The organism is Schaalia meyeri (genome assembly GCF_900105015.1).
Classification (GTDB): Bacteria; Actinomycetota; Actinomycetes; order Actinomycetales; family Actinomycetaceae; genus Pauljensenia; species Pauljensenia meyeri.
This window is the reverse complement of the sequence record NZ_FNLK01000005.1, coordinates 285,619-298,980: the sequence shown is the minus strand read 5'-3', so window position 1 is coordinate 298,980 and position 13,362 is coordinate 285,619. Positions and strand designations below refer to the sequence as shown.

Here is a 13,362-nt window from a genome sequence, read left to right as displayed (position 1 = left end):
TTTAAGGAATACACATGTCGACTCTGCGCATTCAGGACCTGCACGTCTCCGTCGAGACGGCCGAGGGCTCCAAAGAGATTCTCAAGGGCGTCAACCTGACGATTAACTCCGGTGAGATTCACGCGATCATGGGGCCCAACGGCTCAGGAAAATCCACGCTGGCTTACGCGTTGGCTGGCCACCCAGACTACGAGATCACGTCGGGCGAGGCGTGGCTGGACGACCAGCTCATCACCGAGATGAGCGTCGACGAGCGCGCCAAGGCCGGGTTGTTCCTGGCGATGCAGTACCCGGTGGAGGTCGCCGGCGTGTCCGTGTCGAACTTCCTGCGAACCGCCAAGACCGCGATCGACGGTCGGGCACCCGCGCTGCGCACGTGGGTCGCGGACATGACGGCCGCCATGGAAAAGCTGCGCATGAATCCCGACTTTGCCGAACGCGACGTCAACGTGGGTTTTTCCGGCGGTGAGAAAAAACGCCTCGAGATCCTCCAGATGGAGCTGCTCAAGCCTTCCTTCGCGGTGCTCGACGAGACCGACTCCGGTCTGGACGTCGATGCTCTTCGTATCGTCTCCAAGGGCGTCAACCGCGTCCACGGCGAAACCGGCTGCGGCGTCATGCTCATTACCCACTACACGCGCATCCTGCGCTACATCAAACCCGGCCACGTCCACGTCTTCGTTGATGGCCGCATTGCGGCCCAGGGGGGCCCCGAGCTGGCCGATGAGCTCGAAGAGAACGGCTACGACAAATACCTGGGTCTGTGATCACCGTGTCATCGGACTTTACTGCCGCCGAGCTTACTGCGATCCGATCGGACTTTCCGATCCTGGGCCGCATCGGGCGCGGCGGCGCCCCCATCGTTTATCTCGATGCGTCTGCCACGTCCCAGAAGCCCTCCTGCGTCGTCGATGCCGAGGCTGATTTCTACCGACTCCACAACGGTGCCGTGCACCGCGGGACCCACCTGTTGGGTGACGAAGCGACCGACGCTTTTGAGAGAGCTCGGGGCGCGTTGGCCTCGTTTGTGGGGGCTTCACCCACCGAGATCGTCTGGACGAAGAACGCAACCGAGGCCATTAACCTGGTTGCGCTCGCGATGGGCCATGCCTCCCAGGGCATGGGCGGGGCCGATGCGGCACCGCTGCGCGTTGGACCGGGGGATCGGATCGTGTGCACGCGGGCCGAACACCATGCGAACATCGTCCCGTGGCAGCAACTGTGTCAACGCACGGGCGCGGAGCTCGCGTGGCTCGACCTGGCACCGGACGGGCGCATCGACTTGGAGACGCTGTCGGTCATCACCCCAAGCACGCGCCTTGTGACCTTCACCCACGTATCTAACGTGACGGGCGCTGTATCTCCCGTCGCCGCGATCACTGCGGCCGCACGAGAGGCTGGCGCCCTGGTGCTGTTGGATACGTGTCAATCGAGCGCCCACATGCCCCTCGACCTGTCCACGCTGGATGTTGACTTCGCCGTGTTTTCCTCCCACAAGATGCTGGGGCCGACGGGCGCCGGTGCACTGTGGGGCAGGGGACACCTGTTGGCCTCCATGCCGCCGGTTCTCACCGGAGGCTCGATGATCGAGTGGGTGACCATGGAGTCGTCGACGTTTATGGCCCCACCGGAGCGCTTCGAGGCCGGTTCGCAGCCCGTGGCGCAGATTGTCGGCTGGGCCGAGGCGCTGCGCTACCTGTCGAAGCTCGGCATGGACCGCATCGCTGCCCACGAGCATACGCTCACGGCAATGATGCTCGACGGTATTTCATCCGTCGATGGCCTGACGATGCTCGGCCCCGACTCGGACGTTGACCGTATCGGGGTCGTGGCTTTCGGGGTCGATGGTGTGCACCCTCATGATGTCGGCCAGTTCATGGACTCGGTGGACGTGGCCGTCAGGGTGGGACACCACTGCGCGATCCCGTTGCACACCTTCTTTGGCATGCGTTCCTCGGCGCGCGCGTCGATCGCGCCAACGTCGACGCGCAGCGAGATCGAGCGCCTGGTGGATGGCTTGTCACAGGTACGTGCCTTCTTCGGTCGCTAGAATCGTCGTAGGGTATCGAAAACGCGAGGAAAGGCAGTAATGGGCAGTCTCGAGCAGCTGTATCAGCAGGTGATCCTGGATCACGCACGCGAAAAGCACGGTGAGGGCGACCCCTCCGGCTTGGACGCTTCGTCCCACCAGGTGAACCCGACGTGTGGCGACGAAGTCACGTTGGGTGTGACTGTGGATGGGGATCGTTTGGCCTCCGTGAAGTGGGACGGCGACGGCTGCTCTATCTCGCGCGCCTCGCTGTCCATGATGACCGACCTGACCCAGGGTAAGTCGGCCGACGAGATTGGTCGTCTCTACAGGGACATGGAGATCATGATGCACTCACGCAACCTGGGCGTCGCCGACGAGATCCTTGACGAGCTGGGAGACGCGGCCGCCCTGGAATCAACGTCGCAGTTCGCGAACCGCGTCAAGTGCGCGCTGCTGGGCTGGTATGCGCTGCGCGACGCGATGGCCCAGTCCGGTATCGATATTTCGAGCGCGGCACAGGCTGCCGAGCAGTAAAGGAACAGATATGAATAATCCAATGGCGCAATCCGAGCCTGTCGAGCAGCGTTTCGGCGCCCCCACCGCCAGCGAAGCCACGGACAGCCCCGCTCCCACCCGTCGCATCGACGGCACGGATGTCGTGGAGGAGGGGACGCTGGCTGCCGAGAACGTGCTGGAGGCCCTCAAGGACGTTATCGACCCCGAGCTGGGCATCAACATCGTTGACCTGGGGTTGGTGTATGGCATCGTTGTCGGCCCACAGAACCAGGTGCGTCTCGACATGACACTGACCTCGGCGGCCTGCCCGCTGACCGACGTGATCGAGCGTCAGGCACAGACGATCCTATCGACCGTGACCGACGAGGTTCAGATCAACTGGGTGTGGATGCCGCCGTGGGGACCCGATCGCATCACTTCTGACGGCCGTGAGCAGCTGCGCGCGATCGGCTTCAACGTCTGAGAACCTTGTTTGTGCGCCCCCGGCCCACCGCATTAGGTGTCCGTGCATCCCGACGCGCAGGATTACTGTAAGAAAAAACTGTGCCCCTGTCGCAGGTGTACATCTGGCGGTCGGCGGCGAGTTCTGATCACCGGGCGTAGCTTTGACGGTGCCAGTTAACATCCCAGTTTCTCGCGCACGAGCTGTGCGACCTTGCGGCGCAGTATCTTGCCCATCTGGTTGCGGGGAAGCTCGGCGATGAAGACGAGCTGGCGGGGAAGCGCGTAGTGGGCGATAGACTTTTCGGCCCACGCACGCACCTCTTCCAGCGTCAGAGGCGACGCGCCCTTCTCCATGATGATTGCGGCCGTGACCTCCTCGGCGGCGTCCGAAACAGGAACACCGACGACGGCGACGTCTTCTACGCCCGGGAGCGTGCGGATCGCGTTTTCGACCTGCGACGGGTAAACGTTGAAGCCTCCGGACAGGATCAGCTCCTTCTTGCGGTCGGCCATGGAAATATAGCCGTCGCTGTTGACACCGATATCGCCTGTCTTTAACCACCCCTCGGCGGTAAAGACACGAGCGTTCTCCTCGGGGGCGTCCAGGTAACCGTCGAAGACCTGGGGGCCCTTGACGATGATCTCTCCGGGCTCCCCGTCCTCGACGTCCACTGTGTCATCCTCGAGGGAGACCAGACGAAGCTGGGTCGACGGGAACGGAACTCCCAGGACGCCATGCCTGCGCTTGTCAGACAGAGGAGCACCCGTCAGAACCGGAGCGGTCTCGGACAGGCCGTACCCCTCAACGATCATGCCGCCGGTCGCCTGTTCCCAGGCGGAGGCGAGGGCTTTCGACAGGGGCATCGCTCCGGCCACTGAGTAGTGGATCGATGTGATGTCAGTGTTCGTTTCCTTGGCGTGCTTGAGGATTCTGTCAAACATGGGAGGGACGCCGACGAAGAAGGTAATGGGTCTGCGCCTGTGCGCGTCCAGGGCCATTGGAGCATCAAACTTTGGCAGCAGCACCTGGGTCGCTGCCTTGCGCACCGCCGCGCACAGGAAAAACGTCAGCCCGAATGCATGGAAGTAGGGCAGCAGTGAGAAAAATGTTTCGGCACCCTCGTGCAGCTTCCACACCCAGAACATGCACTGGTTGACGTTCACACCAATATTGCGATGGGTGAGCGGCGCAGACTTCGGGATTCCGTTCGTTCCCGACGTGTGCAAGATGACCGCACGCTCGTCCACGGAGGGCAGCGGATGATCAGCAGCAATGGGAGTGGCCGAGGCCACTGCGCGATCCCACGACACCGTTCCTTCGGGGACCGCTCCTCGCAGCTGCGCACGCGTCTGCCGGGCGCGAGCTACGGGTAGCTTCAGCAAGAAACGTTGCGACGCGGGCATGGCGTGGGAAATATCGACGGTAAACACGGCATTCAGCGTGCGCGGAGGATAAGCACTTGCGCACTTTTCCCACACGATTGCGACCGTGCCGCGGTGACGCTCCAGCTGCCCGGCAACCTCCGAGGCAGGTGCTAAAGGGTTGTGCTGCGCGGCAACCGCGCCGATGCGCATGCAGGCGTAGAACGCGACGAAGGCCTGCGGACAGTTGGGCAGCGCGATAGCCACAGTATCCCCGTGACGCACCCCGGCCTTAAGAAGGACCTGTGATGCTCGAAGCACCTGATCGCGCACCTGCGAATATGTGGTGGTCGCGCCAAAATAGTCGAGTGCCACGCGATCGGGGTACAGGCGGGCAGCGGTATCGAGCAGGTCGAACAGGGAGGACTCAGGTTCGGGCACCTCGTAGGGGACCGCGTCGTACATGGTGTGCGCCTGCTCGACGATGCTGCGTGTCATGTATCCTCCTGAAAGTCGGCACCAACGATTGTAGCGAGTGGCGCGAATCGCGCTCACACGCGAGCCGCACTCCAGGTGTCGCACGTTGCGATATCACCCGTATCGAGGCCGCGCTGGAGCCACGCTGCGCGCTGATTTGCGCTCCCGTGCGTCCAGGTTTCTGGATTGGATGAGCCCTGGTACTTGGCCTGCAAGCGATCATCGCCGATAGCCCGTGCGGTCTCGAGCGCTCCCAGTACCTGATCGGCTGTCGGTGTTACGAGGTAGGGGATGCCCGTCGAGGGATCAGCGGTCGTCGATGCCCAGTGCATCCAGACTCCCGCGTAGCAATCCGCCTGGAGCTCGCTGCGCACGCCCGCACCTTGATCACCAAACTCGCGCGTGTCGTGCGCGCGGAAGACGCCCTGAAGATTCTGGATGTGATGCCCCCACTCGTGCGCAACGACGTACTCCTGGGCGAGCAGGGAATCCGCTGCCCCGTACCGTGAGACCATGTCATCGAAGAAACCGAGGTCCAGGTAGACCGTTGAATCTCCGGGGCAGTAAAAGGGGCCGACCGCGCTGGTCGCGCTCCCGCACGCCGTGGACACCGAGTTCGTGAAGATCTGGAAGTCGGGAAGCTCGTACCTCACGCCCGTGTTCTGGTCCGCCAGCTGTTCTTTCCACACCTGATCCAGCGACTGCGCGGTTGCGACCATCCGGCATTCCACGCGGTCGTTCGCATCCGCTCCTGTGCGACACGTCGAAACGTCGACCGCTGAGGACGAGGAGGCGGAGGGCGTCGGCGACGAAGAGATGAGGGGTGTCAGATCGATACCGGTGACGTGTGAGAAGACAAGAATCAGCAGCAGTCCCAGGATCGAACCGCCGCCCACGCCCATCGCCTTGCGCCTCGCACCAAAGGAGCGCACGCGGGAAGGATCCAGGTGGACATTGTCGTTGAAACTCATCTGTGTTCCTGACTCTCAGTGGCGGCGCCCGGCCAGATAGCGGCCGAGCATATCAGAACGGAACTCGTCGAAACACCCATCCTCGATGGAGGCGCGAATCCCGTCAACCAGGCGCAGCGTGAACCATTCGTTGTGGATCGTCGCCAGGGTGGCTGACAGGATTTCCTTCGCCTTGAACAGGTGATGCATGTACGCGCGCGTGTAGTGCGTGCACGTGTAGCAGCCGCAGCCGTCAACGAGGGGGGTGAAGTCGCGTTTAAAGCGGGCGTTCGTGATGTTGAAACGGCCGTCGGGCGTGTAGATGGCCGCATTCCTGGCCACCCGCGACGGATTCACGCAGTCGAAGGTGTCCGCGCCGGCGGCGACCCCTTCGAAAAGGTCCTCGGGCTCGGAGATGCCCAGCAGGTGGCGCGGCCGGTCCTCTCCCAGTTCCTCGCATACCCAGGAGACGATCGTTCCGAGGTTCTCTTTCTCGAGCGCACCGCCGACGCCGAAGCCGTCGAAGCGCTGACCGTCCACCTCCATGCGAGCCATGGTTCGTGCAGCCTGTCGGCGCAGGTCTTCCCACCGGGCTCCCTGAATGACCCCCCACAGCTGCTGGTAGGGTTTACCCGCGCGTTGCTCGGTGAGCCGCTTGTGCTCGGCGAGGCAGCGCGCGGCCCAGGCGTGTGTGCGCTCCAGCGATTCGACCTGGTAGGAACGCGGGTGCAGCAGGCTGGTCAGTTCGTCGAAGGCGAACATGATGTCGCTGCCCAGCTGGTGCTGGATTCCCATCGACACCTCGGGATTAAAACGGTGCTTCGAGCCATCGATGTGGCTGGAGAACACGACGCCGTCGTCATCGACGACCGCGTTGGATGCCTTGATCGCCTGTGCGTTGAGTGCCGGATCGTTGGGATCAGCTTGCCCGGAAAACTCCTGCGAGAGCACCTTCTTGAATCCGGCGCCCAGGGACAGGACCTGAAAACCGCCCGAGTCGGTGTAGGTCGGTCCCGCCCAATTCATGAATGCCGCGAAGCCGCCCGCCTCGTCGATGATGTCGGATCCCGGCTGCAGGTAGAGGTGATAGGCGTTTGCCAGGACCGCCTGTGCGCCAAGCGAGCGCACCATCTCGGGGGTGAGTGCCTTCACGTTCGCCTTGGTTCCAACGGGAATGAAGGCGGGCGTGCGGATATCGCCGTGCGCCGTGCGGATGATGCCGGTGCGTCCCAAGCCTCCGTTGGTGTGCAGTCGCGCGTTGATCTCAAAGCCCCGGTCCGGGGAGTGCGCGCCGGACGCGGCTGTGGCGTCGAAAGCTGCGACTGCGTCGGGGGAAGGGGCTTGCAGCCAGTTCGCGTTCACTGGGCGAACACCTCGTCGCGTTCAAGGCTCTCGACCTTGCGGATCGATGCGATCACCGGATATGTCAGCGGCAGGAGAACCACCTCAAGCAGAACCTTGTAAAAGTAGCCTGTCACCGTGTAGTTAACGAAGTTGCCCAGCGTCATGTCACCGTAGAAGAGGATTGTACAAAAAAGAATCGTGTCGGCCGCTTCGCCGACGATTGTTGACCCGATGAGCCGAGCCCACAGGTGCTTGGCCCCCCACTTTTTCCTGATCCATACGAGCACGTAGGAGTTCAGAAGCTGACCCGCCAGGTACCCGACCAGGGACGCTACGACCGCACGCCACACGACGCCCAGGACTGCCGAAAACGCTTCCTGATTGTCATAGTCCGGGGCTGGGGGCAAGTACTGAACGATGAAGAAGGTCAGGGAGGCCAGGAACGAGGCCACAAAACCCATGATGATGACGCGCCGTGCGCGGGCGAACCCGTACACTTCCGACAGGACATCTCCGATGATGTAGGTCAGGGGAAAGAGGATGGCACCCCCATCAAAAATGAGGTAGTGGGTGGTGGAGCCCACCATGAACGCCTTCGTGGCGGCGATATTTGAAATGAGTAGGAGCGCAACGAAGGCAACGGAGACGATGTCGAGGGCGCGCGATGGGCGCGCCGATCCAGATGGGATCGGGCTTTCTGTCATGGGAAAATCCTTGAAATGACGGTGGGAAACTTACATACGACACCCATTGTGCCCGTATTTCGCACCACATGGGGTCAGGAGCACCCGCGGTGGCGGGTTGATTCGCCCACATGGGTCCCGGCCTCTACTCTTGGAGAGTGATTAACGTTCAGGACTTTTCTCTGAGGATCGGTGCTCGCCACCTTGTGCGCCACGCGAACTTTTGCGTCGATAAAGGAATGCGTATCGGCCTCGTGGGACGCAACGGAGCGGGGAAAACTACGACGATGCGTTTGCTTGCGGGAGAAGGAGACCGAGGGGGAGCAGCGGAGCATACGGGAACCATCACGTCGAAAGGTACGGTCGGGTACCTCGCTCAGGACACTCACGTCGGCGACCCGCAGATGAAGGCCAGGGACCGCATCATCTCCGTGCGCGGTATCGACTCTATCATCGCTCGGATCCGTCAAGCGGAACACGAGATGTCCACGACTGAGGGGGCGCGCCAGCAGAGGGCGATGGAGCGCTACGTGAAGCTCGACCAGCAGTTTACTCACCAGGGAGGGTGGGCGGCCGCGTCCGAGGCGGCCCAGATCGCTCACTCCCTCGGGCTCAATGATCGCGTGCTGGACCAGAAACTGGATACCCTGTCCGGAGGCCAACGTCGCCGGGTCGAGCTGGCGCGCGTGCTCTTCTCCAACGCTGACGTTCTGCTCCTCGACGAACCGACGAACCACCTTGACCACGATTCGATCTTCTGGCTGCGCGACTGGATCAAGACCTTCCCGGGCGGCGTCATGATCATCTCCCACGACGTTAAGCTTCTGGAAGACACCGTCAACCAGGTGTTCTACCTCGATGCCAACCGCGCGCATGTCGACATGTACCACCTGGGGTGGTCCGCGTACCTGAAACAACGCGAGGAAGACGAGCGGCGCCGCCGCAAGGAACGCGCAAACGCCTTGAAAAAGGCTGAACACCTCAAGGCACAGGGTGAGAAGATGCGCGCCAAAGCCACGAAGGCCGTTGCAGCGCAGCAGATGCTCAGGCGCGCCGAGGAGCTCTTCGCCCAGGCCGGGCAGGACATCGTCCAGGAGAAGGTGGCGCGGCTGCGCTTTCCTTCCCCCGCGCCCTCCGGGCGAGTACCCCTCACGGCAGAGGGACTGTCCAAGTCTTACGGTTCACTCGAAGTATTTACCGGCGTGGATCTTGCGATCGATAGGGGCTCCAAAGTCGTGGTGCTCGGCCTGAACGGCGCCGGAAAGACCACGCTTCTTCGCCTCCTGTCGAGCATCGAGCAGCCCGACTCGGGCAGCGTCATTGCGGGCCACGGGCTGAAACTCGGCTACTACGCCCAGGAGCACGAAACGCTTGATGAGCACCGTACTGTTCGCGAGAATATGGCCGAGGCCGCCCCCACCCTTGACGACACGCACGTGCGTAACATCCTCGGTCAGTTCCTGTTCCAAGGCGAGGACGTCGACAAGCCCGTCTGCGTTCTTTCCGGCGGAGAAAAGACCCGACTGGCACTGGCCACTCTGGTCGTCTCCGGCGCGAACGTTCTGCTCCTCGACGAACCCACCAACAACCTTGATCCCGCCTCGCGCGAAGAGATCCTGTCAGCCCTGCGTGACTACGAGGGTGCCGTCGTTCTCGTCACCCACGACCCGGGGGCCGTCACGGCGCTGAACCCGCAGCGCGTTCTCCTCCTGCCCGATGCGGACGAGGACCTGTGGGACGACAGCTACCTGGATCTCGTCACGCTCACCTGAGCGTGATACGCCCGTCCTTAAGGCGGAAAGGCGACGGGCACGCCCGCCTCACCGGCCCGGTGTGCGAAACGGGCTGGAACGGGCCAAAAGGATGGCCCCGGTCAGAGGACCTTCGAAAAGAACTCCCTCGTGCGTTCCGACTGCGGGTGATCGATCACCTCGGTGGGGGAACCCGCCTCAACGATGACGCCGCCGTCCATGAACACAACACTGTCAGCGACCTCGCGAGCGAAGCCGATCTCGTGCGTCACGACAGCCATCGTCATACCCGACGCCGCCAGGTCCTGCATGACCTGGAGCACCTCGCCGACGAGCTCGGGGTCCAGGGCCGAGGTGGGCTCGTCGAAAAGCATGATCTCCGGGTCCATTGCCAACGCGCGAGCGATAGCCACTCGTTGCTGCTGTCCACCCGAAAGCTCGGCGGGGTAGTGGTCCGCGCGGTCGGCCAGACCCACACGATCGAGAAGCTCCAGCGCCTGGCGGCGAGCCTCCCTCTTCGGCCGCTTCAGCACCTGGACCGGCGCCTCCATGACGTTGCCCAGGGCAGTCTTGTGCGGGAAAAGATTGAAGCGCTGGAACACCATGCCGATGCGAGAACGCTGCGCGGCGATCTCCTTATCGTGCCGTTCGTGCAGAACTCCCTTGTCATCCTCGCGATAACCCAGGAGCTGTCCGTCCACGAAGACTCGACCCGCGCTGATGTCCTCCAGCATGTTGAGACACCTCAAGAGGGTGGACTTGCCGGAACCGGACGGACCAAGAATCACGCAGACCTCGCCGGAGGCAATATCCAGATCGATACCCTGCAGGACATGGAGGTTGCCGAAAAATTTGTGGACCCCGCGAACGGAGACCATGGGTGTTTCAATCGTCATGGTGTCACATCCAAAAACTTCAGTGCCGTGGCGTTCTTTTCGTCCATAGAGTCGGCGCTGCCAGCCGTGTGGGCGGATCCCGCGGCGGCCGCGTTATCGCGCCGCTCGAATCCCTTGCCGAAGTACTTTTCGATAAACGACTGGATCCACATGAGAAGGCTCGTGATCACCAGGTACCAGATTGCTGCCGCGATCAGCAGCGGAACCGGCGCAAACGCCGCTTGGCCGCGCTGACGTGCGATGAACGTCAGCTCCAGGGTGAAAGGAATCGCAGACACGAGCGAGGTCGTCTTCAGCATCGAGATCGTTTCGTTTCCGATCGGGGGAACGATGACGCGCATCGCCTGGGGTAGGATGATCCGGCGGAAGATGGTTGTACGCGGCATGCCGAGAGCGGTCGCGGCCTCCCACTGTCCCTTCGACACGCTGAGCAAGCCGGCGCGCATGATCTCCGCCAGGTACGCGCCCTCATTCAGCCCCAGGCCGATGAAAGCCATCCAGAACGGTGTGAAATAGGTGGCAGTGTCGAACGTGATCTCCCAGCCCCACAGGGAGCCGAGGAAGGGGACACCGAACGAAAGAGTCGGGTACAGGGTCGGAAGCAGCGACCAGAAGATCAGCTGCGTGTAGATCGGTGTGCCACGGAAGAACCAGATGTAGGCCATCGCAACCCAACGGAGCACCGGGTTCACCGACTGGCGCATGATCGCCATGGTGATGGCAAGTGTCGTGCCGATGAGCATCGCGAGAACCGTCAGGATGATCGTAAAGAGAACACCCTGCATGATCGACACAGAGAACAGCCACTGGGCCACGACCTGCCACTGGAAGTTTTTGTTTGTGACGAGGGCGTGGATGGCCATTGCGGCAAGGATCGCGACGACGATTGCGCTTACCCACCGCCCCGGGCGTGGAACAGGCTTCGCATCGATCAACTCGACGCCGTCTTTGATGATTGCCATGAGATCCTCAGTTGTTCGTCGCCGGGTTGAGTTGTGCCGTCGTCAAGGCGGCATCGTGGGCGCCGTAGGTGGCCAGGATGTCCTTCAGGTAGCCGTTATCCATCAGGTACTGCATGGCCTTCTGGACGGCTGCGGTCAGTTTCTCGTCATCTTTGTTGATCGCCACACCCTGCGGAGCAGACTCGATGACGTCGCCGATCTGTTCGAGCTGTCCGCTCGAGAGCGAAGCCGTATAACCGATGACGGTGGAGTCGGCGAAAGTCGCGTCATATTGTCCACCGATGACCTTCGTGGCGATATCGGTCTGTAGGTCGTGCGGCATGACGGTGATTTTCTCTTTGCCGGCCGCCATGCACCGATCGGAGAGCTCATTCGCATAGTCCTCTTGGGCGGTGCCGGTCTGCAGGCCGATCGTCTTGCCGCAAGGATCGGTTGGATCGAAATTCTTAGGGTTACCCTTTGCGACACCGAAGGCGGATCCGACCTCAACGTAGGAGATGAGATTCGCCTGTTCCTCGCGCTCAGATGTGATCGTGAAGGAGGAGAGACCCACGTCAAACTTCGTTCCGAGGGCGGGGATGATCGCCGGAAATTCGGCGTGGTGTGTGGTTCCTTCCTTAAGGCCCATGACCTTGGCAAGCGCCTTGGTGATGTCAACGTCGTAGCCCTGAGCGGTCTGCGAGTCCTCCCCCAGGAACTCGGCCGGCGCGTAGTCGGCGGACGCGCCGTTTCGCAGCGTCCCGCGCTGCTTGACCTCGTCGGGAACCAGGGCTGCGATCTCGTCAACCGTGGGAATCGAGGACACGTCGTAGGTGGGAGCGGCGCCCGTGCTCGTTGTGGTCGAATCCCCGGAAGCCGTGGTCGTCGGGTCCGCACAGGCAGCAAGGGACAGCGTGAGTGCTGCCGTACATGCGATGAGCACGCGTGCCTTAGTGATGGTCATGGTCTGCCTTCCGATGGGGTGAGGCCCGGGTGCCTCACTGTTGCCACCATTATGCACTATTATGCATCAATAAGCATATTATGCGCTAAGGTTCATGTCACCGCGTGACGGGCGGATCGATCTTTGCGCCTGCTGGCGCATCAATTTTGGGGCGTAGATGCCTAGAATATCGTTGAAAACCGGATGATGTCGCATGTCTTTTCCCGGTCCATGTTCTTGCGGACGGTCAGCAAGAAATATGCAAACAGGTGCGTAGTGCGTATGTTGGGGGCCGACTCACCGGCTCAGTTCCCGCGCAGCGCGCGGCGCGAAGGTTTCATTCGCAGCGGGTCAATGCCCTTCGGGATCGGAGGCTCGCCCGAGCGGAGCGCGTTAATTCGTGCGGACACCTGGGGAACTTCCTCGGAGGTGAGCGTGTTCTTCAGCTTGCGCAGCTTTCGTTGAAGGTCTCGGAGCGCAATCTGTCCCTGATCTCGCCCAACCTGGATCTGGTGCACAGGGACGTTGCGCATGACCTTGTTGACGCGCTTCGCTTCGGCCTGCATCAGACCACGGACGCGGGAGGAGGGGCCCTCGGAGATGAGAACGACTCCGGGGCGGCCCACGATCCGCCAGACGAGATCCTGCTCGCGCGTGTATGCGACGGGCTGTTCGGGAATGATCCAACCTCGCTGGATCTGTGAGAGCGCCACCTTGACGGCCCCGGTCGTTTCCTCAACCTGCGCAAAAAGCGCGCGGCGCGCGAGGAAGTTCAAGATGGCGAGCATGGCGGTGAACGATCCCATGACGCCGACGACCAGCCAGCCTATCCACGGGGTCTTGGTCAGCCAAGCCGCGAGAAGGGAAACGGCGATAACAAGCGCGGCGGTGCCCAAAAGGATCCACGGAATCGCCGGATAGGTGCGTGCGGTCAGTCGATATGCGTCGAGGAGATTTCGGTAGAAGCGCCTCTTAGCGGGGGGATTCGATTCATTCATAACGCCATTATTCTACGTGCATTTC

Annotated in this window: 13 protein-coding genes; 5 read left to right on the top strand and 8 right to left on the bottom strand. The window is 62.1% G+C overall.

Annotation, left to right across the window (positions count from 1 at the left end; translation table 11 throughout):
• Positions 1 to 14: 14 nt before the first annotated feature.
• Genes sufC through BLT68_RS02105 form a run of 4 tightly spaced genes read left to right on the top strand, consistent with a single transcriptional unit; the run spans position 15 to position 3,011 of the window.
• Complete coding sequence (gene sufC, locus BLT68_RS02120; protein WP_050694803.1) at positions 15 to 767, top strand: Fe-S cluster assembly ATPase SufC; 753 nt, start codon at positions 15 to 17, stop codon at positions 765 to 767.
• Between the two features lie 5 nt (positions 768 to 772).
• On the top strand, positions 773 to 2,050 hold the full coding sequence (locus BLT68_RS02115; RefSeq protein WP_050695769.1) for a SufS family cysteine desulfurase: 1,278 nt from the start codon (positions 773 to 775) through the stop codon (positions 2,048 to 2,050).
• A 39-nt stretch (positions 2,051 to 2,089) separates the two neighbouring features.
• Positions 2,090 to 2,566 (top strand): Fe-S cluster assembly sulfur transfer protein SufU, encoded by a 477-nt coding sequence (gene sufU / locus BLT68_RS02110; protein ID WP_050694802.1) that lies wholly within the window; start codon positions 2,090 to 2,092, stop codon positions 2,564 to 2,566.
• Between the two features lie 10 nt (positions 2,567 to 2,576).
• Positions 2,577 to 3,011, top strand: a complete 435-nt coding sequence (locus BLT68_RS02105) for a metal-sulfur cluster assembly factor (RefSeq protein WP_050694801.1) — start codon at positions 2,577 to 2,579, stop codon at positions 3,009 to 3,011.
• Between the two features lie 155 nt (positions 3,012 to 3,166).
• Here BLT68_RS02105 and BLT68_RS02100 read toward each other — a convergent pair whose 3' ends face one another.
• From BLT68_RS02100 to BLT68_RS02085, 4 genes are read right to left on the bottom strand one after another with little or no spacing between them, the layout of a single operon-like run.
• Positions 3,167 to 4,852, bottom strand: coding sequence for an AMP-binding protein (locus BLT68_RS02100; protein ID WP_070779053.1), 1,686 nt, complete (start codon positions 4,850 to 4,852; stop codon positions 3,167 to 3,169).
• Between the two features lie 53 nt (positions 4,853 to 4,905).
• A complete protein-coding gene (gene ypfJ, locus BLT68_RS02095; protein WP_050694799.1) occupies positions 4,906 to 5,802 on the bottom strand; it encodes a KPN_02809 family neutral zinc metallopeptidase in 897 nt (298 codons plus the stop codon).
• Between the two features lie 15 nt (positions 5,803 to 5,817).
• Entirely contained in the window at positions 5,818 to 7,143 is a 1,326-nt protein-coding gene (gene tgt, locus BLT68_RS02090) for a tRNA guanosine(34) transglycosylase Tgt (RefSeq protein WP_070779052.1), read from the bottom strand.
• A complete protein-coding gene (locus BLT68_RS02085; protein WP_050694797.1) occupies positions 7,140 to 7,829 on the bottom strand; it encodes a queuosine precursor transporter in 690 nt (229 codons plus the stop codon). The genes tgt and BLT68_RS02085 overlap by 4 nt, the downstream gene beginning before the upstream one ends.
• Before the next feature lie 137 nt (positions 7,830 to 7,966).
• Between BLT68_RS02085 and BLT68_RS02080 the strand changes: the two genes are divergently transcribed.
• Complete coding sequence (locus BLT68_RS02080; protein ID WP_050694796.1) at positions 7,967 to 9,580, top strand: ABC-F family ATP-binding cassette domain-containing protein; 1,614 nt, start codon at positions 7,967 to 7,969, stop codon at positions 9,578 to 9,580.
• 101 nt (positions 9,581 to 9,681) lie between these two features.
• On the opposite strand, the gene BLT68_RS02075 is transcribed toward BLT68_RS02080, so the two are convergent.
• The 4 genes from BLT68_RS02075 to BLT68_RS02060 all read right to left on the bottom strand — a co-directional run bounded on the left by BLT68_RS02075 (position 9,682) and on the right by BLT68_RS02060 (position 13,337).
• Positions 9,682 to 10,455, bottom strand: a complete 774-nt coding sequence (locus BLT68_RS02075; protein ID WP_070779051.1) for an amino acid ABC transporter ATP-binding protein — start codon at positions 10,453 to 10,455, stop codon at positions 9,682 to 9,684.
• A complete protein-coding gene (locus tag BLT68_RS02070; RefSeq protein WP_074632615.1) occupies positions 10,452 to 11,417 on the bottom strand; it encodes an amino acid ABC transporter permease in 966 nt (321 codons plus the stop codon). The genes BLT68_RS02075 and BLT68_RS02070 overlap by 4 nt, the downstream gene beginning before the upstream one ends.
• A 7-nt stretch (positions 11,418 to 11,424) precedes the next feature.
• A complete protein-coding gene (locus BLT68_RS02065) occupies positions 11,425 to 12,360 on the bottom strand; it encodes an ABC transporter substrate-binding protein (RefSeq protein ID WP_074632614.1) in 936 nt (311 codons plus the stop codon).
• 284 nt (positions 12,361 to 12,644) lie between these two features.
• Positions 12,645 to 13,337: a DUF4191 domain-containing protein gene (locus BLT68_RS02060; protein ID WP_050694792.1), complete on the bottom strand. Its 693-nt coding sequence runs from the start codon at positions 13,335 to 13,337 to the stop codon at positions 12,645 to 12,647.
• Between the last annotated feature and the right edge of the window lie 25 nt (positions 13,338 to 13,362).